Raw genomic sequence first — 6,539 nt, 5'->3', positions numbered from 1 at the left:
TAGTCTCAATTGGAGTGTAACTTTCTCGCACAGAATGCCAGAGTCTCAGATTGAAGTGTAAATCGACAATGGCGCTTCGCTCCAACTATCGTGCGGTGCCCGCCATTTGACAGCAGGCTGCAACCAGCATCCTGGCGACCGGCGCAGGCCGGTCGTCATCCATTCATGCTCAGCGAGGCATTTTTTATGATTTTCCTCAGGTGACGGCATCCTACGCCGCGCTACTTGGTCTGGTTTTCCTTGGCCTGTCGATCTGGGTGGTCAAGGGGCGCGCGCTTTACAGGGTGGCGATGGGAGATGGTGGGCAACCTGCGCTGTTCCTGCGCATTCGCAGCCATGCCAACTTCGCCGAATATGTGCCGTTGGGGCTGATCCTGATCGGCTTCAATGAGATGGTCGGCATGAATGGCTGGGGACTCCATGCGCTTGCCGCGATCCTTCTCCTGTCGCGCATTGCCCATCCCGTCGGCATGGTCCTACCCGCGACATCGCGGTGGCAAAGGCCGTTTCGAGGCTTTGGCGTCCTCGGCAGCTGGGGCGTGATCCTGATTTCCTCCCTGCTGCTGCTTGTCGGGCTGGTATAAGCTGCATCAGGAACAGAAGGTGTGAACAATGACCGTTAACCGCTGGGACGAACGTTATCGCGACGAGGAATATCTGTTCGGCCGTGAGCCGAACGCCTTCCTGAAGCGTGAGGCCCGTCGCTTCGGAAAAAGTGAGAGCGTGTTGGCGGTCGCCGATGGCGAAGGCCGCAACGGCGTGTTTCTGGCAGGCCTCGGCCTCGAGGTCCATGCCATCGATGCCTCTTCCGTCGCACTGGGAAAGAGCGCGCGGCTCGCTGCTGAGGCGGATGTGGAGATGAAGCTCGAACTGGCCGATCTCGTCGACTGGCCATGGCCGCAGGACGTTTACGATCATGTCGTCGCGATCTTCATCCAGTTCGCGGATCCGGCGCTGCGAATGCGGCTCTTCGATGGCATGAAGCGGACGGTGAAACCAGGCGGGCTGGTGTTGTTGCAGGGCTATCGCCCCGAACAGGTCGATCTCGGCACTGGTGGCCCGCCGCAGCGCGAGAACATGTACACGCGTGATCTTCTTCTTTCGGTCTTTGGAGATTTTGAGATCCTGCATCTGGAAGAGCACGACACGACAATCCGCGAAGGTCGGGGCCATGACGGACTTTCCGCGCTGATCGATCTCGTTGCACGCCGGCCAGACGACAGCGGCAGATACTGACATTCATCCTTCCGTAAGGCCTGTGCCGAACCTTGAGACAGCCATATCGCCGACTGGCGATATGGTCAGCCCCCTAGACAGAATTCTTCAGTCAGATTTCGGCGACGATTTTTTCAAGCATATCTTTGACCGTACCTGCAACTTCTTTCAGTGCAGCATTGTCGATCGCTTGCATCGAAGCAACCGGATCGACGGCGCTGACTTCCACCCCAGCATCAACTTCCCGCAAGATGATGTTGCAAGGCAACATGGCGCCGACGCGAGGCTCCACACCAATTGCATGGTAGGCCATTTTCGGGTTGCAGGCTCCAAGGATACGATATCCGGGCATGTCGATCCCGAGCTTCGATTTCATCGTCGTGCGAACATCGATTTCGGTCAGCACGCCGAAACCGTGATCGCCAAGAGCTTTGCGGGTACGTGCATCAATCTCATCGAGTGAGGCATCTGTAATCATGCGGTCAAGTGTATAGCTCATGGGACTATCCTTCTATTATCGAATTGAATTCGAAAGCATGCCGACCGGCCCAATTTGATCGCCAGCAACCAGGCACTCTCATCACTCTCCCGACCGCAGTGCCCTACGCGACCGACAGATGATTCTAATTTCTATATACGCACTTGCGTATTTGCATCTATTCGAATATCTTGTCAACCTTTGTACGGCGTCACAGTCGGAGTCCCGTCGAACCGCCCCTGCAGTATGCCATCGGAGGCCATCGTAACATGCTTGTCAGCCGCCAGATTATCTGTCCGCACTGTGGAGGCATCAATCGTGTCCCGGCAGAGCAGCCTGCGGATGCTGTACGGTGTGGGCGCTGTCGAACTCCGCTATTCTCGGCCAAGCCGATTGATGTCGATGCAGCTGCGCTTAACAAACACATTCAACAAGGTGATCTGCCGGTGCTGGCTCAACTATGGGCGCCCTGGTGCAGTTCATGCGTTGTAATGGCGTCCGCCTATGAAGCGGCGGCTTATGAGCTGGAGCCTGATATGCGGCTGGTCAAACTCAATTCGGACGCCGAGCCGGAGATGGCGGCACGCCTACGCGTACAAACCATTCCGACCATGATTCTTTTCTCGGACGGCGTCGAGGTCGCCCGCGTTTCAGGAGGCGGGGTGGCTGGTGGAATTTCTGCATGGGCGCGGGCAAGACTGGCAGATGTGCAAATCAGGAGCAGCATGCGGGCCTGAGGAGCGTCACCGGCAACTCGAATATGAGTGAGCGGCAAGGATTTTGACTCACGTAATGACCCCCGGCTCCTGACGCGGTAAGATTGAGCAAGCAACAGAATGCGTCTGGCGCGGGAGCTCACCGCAACGCGGCGAGAAACATAGAGGAGAAAAGATATGAACAGGCAAACCATGACTTCAAGCGCCCCCAGGCGCAGCGTCGTCGTTAATGGTTTCACCAACGCCCTGCTTGATCCGAATGCTCCGATGCTCGGACCGGTCGAAAATGGCGGCACCATCATCGCCAACACCGTTCCCGGCTGCTGGGGGCCGATGATAACGCCTCGCTTACGCGGCGGCCACGAGGTGACGCAGCCGGTCTATGTCGACGGCGCAGAACCCGGCGACGGCATCGCCATCCGCATCCGCGACGTCACCGTGACATCGATCGCCACGGCGTCGGGCCATGATTCCTCGCCTGAAGGCTTTTGCCTCGGGGATCCTTATGTCGCCGCGCGCTGTCCTGTCTGTGACGAGGTTTGGCCCGAAACCCATCTCGAGGGAATCGGGCAGGATGCCGTCAAATGCGACAAATGCGGCAACGCGGTGAAGCCGTTTGAAATCGTCCACGGGTATACGGTCGTCTTCGATGAGACGCGCCAGGTCGGCGTAACCGTGTCCAAGGAAGCGGCGGAGAAGATCGCCCGCGAGCCTTACCATTATGCCGCCCTGCCCGACGAATCGGTGCAGCACCCGATCCTGGCCTTCGCGCCATCCGATATCCCGGGCGTCATGGTGCGCATGCGCCCCTTCCTCGGCCAGCTTGGCACCACCCCGTCGCACCCCATACCGGATTCGCATAATGCCGGCGATTTCGGCGCTTTCCTCGTCGGCGCGCCGCATCCTTACGCAATCACCGCCGAACAACTCGCAGAACACAAGACCGACGGCCATATGGATATCGACGCCGTACGGCCGGGGGCGATCCTGATCGCGCCTGTGAAAGTGAAGGGCGGCGGCATCTATATGGGTGACATGCATGCCGCGCAGGGTGACGGCGAGATCGCCGGTCACACCATGGATGTCGCCGGAAGTGTCACGCTACAGGTCGAGGTGGTGAAGAACTATCCGATCGACGGCCCGGTACTGTTCCCGCTACTGGAGGATCTGCCGCCGCTGGCGCGCCCCTTCACAGCCGACGAACGCGCCCGTGCCGAGCGTCTGGCTAAATCGTGGGGCATGAACAATATCGAGGAACTCGCGCCAGTCTCGGTCATCGGTACGGCCGCCAATATGAATGCAGCCATCGACAACGGGCTGGAGCGGGCGGCAAAGCTGCTCGACATGACGGTGCCGGAGGTTCGCAACCGGGCGACGATCAACGGCGCGATCGAGATCGGCCGCGCACCGGGTGTCATCCAGGTAACGTTGCTCGCGCCGCTTGCCAGGCTCGACGCTGTTGGTCTGGGAGATTATGCACGGGAGCAGTATAATCTGCGGACATAAGAAGCAGGAGCTCATCATGTCGTAATTACCGAGGCGAACAACAGCATCCCCCAAGATCGCACAACCCTCACAATACGACTGGAGGATCATTCACGGTGCCATTGCTCGACTTCCGATTTACTTGAACTTGCCCCGTGCCAGCTCAGCAAGACGAACTGGCGCGGCGCATGTCATACTGGAAGCATGCTATGACGATCTTGAAAGTCGTAATAACGTGCGCAAAACACCTGGATCATTATCATTCCAGTGTTGTGCGTCTCATGTGAATGGTACGGTGGGAAGCAGGGCCATGTTATTTGGTAAAGCTGGGCCGCACTGTTCGACCAAGCGACGCTCTTACGCCACGGCATAACGCGGCTCAGGCTGTCGCCACACGATTGTAACATGGTTGAGGTGGCTGAAATCTTTCGTGCTTAGCTTGATGAGATAGAAGATCCCGAGAGCGCCCGTTTTCGACTTTCCAATCTCGAACTCCATGGAAATCTCGGAACGACTATGCCCGCGGCAAAGCAGGCGCGCAACCGATCATGTCCACTTAAATGAATAGGACTCTGCACAGATCTAGCGCTCGTGGACAAAGGTTGACTGTGGAATCTGATTTTGATTCAAGGCTTCCTTTTGGAGGCAGCCTTGGGCGAACGGATTGGTGTAACGGATGAAGAGTGGGCACTGATCGGTCCGTTTTTGCCTGCTGAACGAGGACGCGGCTGCCGGCCTGCTCAGGACAATCGACGGTATTTCGAAGGCATGATGTGGATGGCGCGCACGGGCGCGCAATGGCGGCACCTGCCCGATGAATACGGCAAGTGGAACAGCGTCTTCCGGCGGTATCGGCGATGGGTCGAGATCGGCGTGTTCGACGCGATGCTTGAGACCTTAGCCGAGGTGGTCGAGCGGGATCGAAGCGCCGACATGATCGACAGCACCGTCATCCGGGCACACCATTGTGCAGTCGGCATAAAAAGGGGACTCAGGAGACCGAGGCGCTTGGCCGATCGCGCGGCGGCTTCACCACCAAGCTCCATGCCCGATGCGATGCCAAAGGCCGTCCGCTCGGCTTCGTGCTGACGCCAGGACAAACGCACGACACCCAAGGCTTCGCGCCTTTGTTCCGGATGATTTCCGACCGGATCGAGGCGTTCCTCGCCGACAAGGGTTATGACGCCGATGCCATTCGCGAGGAGATCGCCAACGCAAACATTGAGGCTGTCATTCCGGCAAAGAGCAACAGACGTGACCCGATCCCTCACGACAAAGCCAAATACAAATGGCGAAATCAGATCGAGCGGCTCTTCAACAAGCTCAAGAACTGGCGACGTGTGGCAACCCGCTACGACAAGACCAGGGAATCCTATCTCGGCTTCGTCGCAATTGCCGCAATCAAACTATGGATACCCTTTGTCCACGAACGCTAGGGATTAAATCAGCTTTTCCCTACGTAGATCACGACGACGATCCAACCTCTCATATTGGGATGGAACCGGCAACAATATTTGCGCTATCGGTGGCTTGCGGCATTTTCGTTGCCTTCTCACCAGCTGGGCTAACCGGGGCGCTCAGAAGATAGCAGTCTATAAACTCGGCATGGGGCATTTCAATGATGTTCATGGCGTTGTCCCTGATTGCTACCGAGCTGTATAGGCTCCGTCGACGAGATGATAACTACCGGTGATGAAGCTCGCACGCGGTGAGAGCAGGAAGCATGTCAGGGCTGAGACTTCCTCCGGTGATCCGAGCCTGTTCATCGGATGCAGTCCTGCAAGCTGACCAAGCGTTTCGGCGTCGAGATTATTTGAAAGAAGTGGTGTGTCGATAAAGGCAGGTCCAACAGCATTAATCCTCACGCCCTGAGTGGCGTATTCGATCGCCGCTGCTTTGGTCAGGCCAACAACAGCATGCTTAGCCGCAACATAGGCGCAGGCATTGTTCCAGCCGACTGAACCGAGGATCGACGCCATGTTGACAATAGCACCGCCGCCCGACTTCAGCATCGCTGGAATTTCATATCGCATGCCGTAGAAAACGCCATCCAGATTGACGCTGATCACTTTGCGCCAACCATCGAGTGGATAATCGCCAGTCAGTTCATCCGGGCCGCCAATGCCTGCATTGTTAACAGCGATATGGAGCCCTCCACCGACTTTAACGGCAAAGTCGACCATATGCTCGACTGATACGGGATCCGAAACATCGGCTGCGAAAGCATGGGCCGCCCCAGCATTGGCATGGATGCTAGCTGTGACCGCTTCCGCGGCGTCACGGTCGAGGTCCGCCACGACGACGACTGCTCCTCTCTCAGCCAGTTCCTGCGCAATTGCTGCGCCTATGCCCGAACCGGCGCCAGTTACAATGGCAATCTTGTTTTCAAAATCCTTCATGCCAAAAAACTCCATGAGTAGGTGCAGCTTGATGATGATATCACCGTTTCATTTATCAACACGCTAATTTATATTTTTTGATGTACCTCAATGTATTTGACGGCAACAATTATTGGACTGGCACAGTGGCCTCGTACGGGTACAAACTTTCCCGAAAGAGGCACAATGTGGCAGCCCTATTTGAGCTGTGCCTTGTCAAACGACTGGGCAGCCTGCCTGGGTCGTGCCAGACCAGCATTTTGGCCG

Annotated in this window: 7 protein-coding genes and 1 pseudogene; 5 read left to right on the top strand and 3 right to left on the bottom strand. The window is 57.1% G+C overall.

The window, feature by feature from the left end:
* Positions 1 to 200: 200 nt before the first annotated feature.
* Together ACFPLB_RS14200 and ACFPLB_RS14195 are read left to right on the top strand one after the other, a co-directional pair.
* Positions 201 to 584, top strand: coding sequence for an MAPEG family protein (locus ACFPLB_RS14200; protein ID WP_378230757.1), 384 nt, complete (start codon positions 201 to 203; stop codon positions 582 to 584).
* A gap of 28 nt (positions 585 to 612) precedes the next feature.
* Positions 613 to 1,236 carry a class I SAM-dependent methyltransferase gene (locus ACFPLB_RS14195; protein ID WP_378230755.1) on the top strand — a complete coding sequence of 208 codons (624 nt, stop codon included), beginning with the start codon at positions 613 to 615 and terminating at the stop codon, positions 1,234 to 1,236.
* Positions 1,237 to 1,327: 91 nt separating this feature from the next.
* Here ACFPLB_RS14195 and ACFPLB_RS14190 read toward each other — a convergent pair whose 3' ends face one another.
* Positions 1,328 to 1,714 carry a DUF302 domain-containing protein gene (locus ACFPLB_RS14190; RefSeq protein WP_378230753.1) on the bottom strand — a complete coding sequence of 129 codons (387 nt, stop codon included), beginning with the start codon at positions 1,712 to 1,714 and terminating at the stop codon, positions 1,328 to 1,330.
* 248 nt (positions 1,715 to 1,962) lie between these two features.
* Between ACFPLB_RS14190 and ACFPLB_RS14185 the strand changes: the two genes are divergently transcribed.
* From ACFPLB_RS14185 to ACFPLB_RS14175, 3 genes and pseudogenes are all read left to right on the top strand, one after another.
* The gene (locus tag ACFPLB_RS14185; RefSeq protein ID WP_378230750.1) at positions 1,963 to 2,430 is read left to right on the top strand and encodes a thioredoxin domain-containing protein; all 468 of its coding nucleotides are present in this window, start codon (positions 1,963 to 1,965) and stop codon (positions 2,428 to 2,430) included.
* A 156-nt stretch (positions 2,431 to 2,586) separates the two neighbouring features.
* Complete coding sequence (locus ACFPLB_RS14180; protein ID WP_378230748.1) at positions 2,587 to 3,915, top strand: acetamidase/formamidase family protein; 1,329 nt, start codon at positions 2,587 to 2,589, stop codon at positions 3,913 to 3,915.
* A gap of 600 nt (positions 3,916 to 4,515) precedes the next feature.
* A pseudogene (locus tag ACFPLB_RS14175) lies at positions 4,516 to 5,330 on the top strand (IS5 family transposase).
* Between the two features lie 49 nt (positions 5,331 to 5,379).
* Here the strand turns inward: ACFPLB_RS14175 and ACFPLB_RS14170 are convergent.
* Both ACFPLB_RS14170 and ACFPLB_RS14165 read right to left on the bottom strand, forming a co-directional pair.
* Entirely contained in the window at positions 5,380 to 5,523 is a 144-nt protein-coding gene (locus tag ACFPLB_RS14170; RefSeq protein WP_378230746.1) for a hypothetical protein, read from the bottom strand.
* Between the two features lie 17 nt (positions 5,524 to 5,540).
* Entirely contained in the window at positions 5,541 to 6,293 is a 753-nt protein-coding gene (locus tag ACFPLB_RS14165; RefSeq protein ID WP_378230744.1) for an SDR family NAD(P)-dependent oxidoreductase, read from the bottom strand.
* Positions 6,294 to 6,539: the final 246 nt, after the last annotated feature.

The sequence above is a fragment of the Aquamicrobium segne genome (assembly GCF_042656785.1).
GTDB lineage: Bacteria > Pseudomonadota > Alphaproteobacteria > Rhizobiales > Rhizobiaceae > Mesorhizobium > Mesorhizobium segne.
The sequence above is the reverse complement of the archived record's forward strand: the minus strand, read 5'-3'. Positions and strand labels throughout refer to the sequence as shown.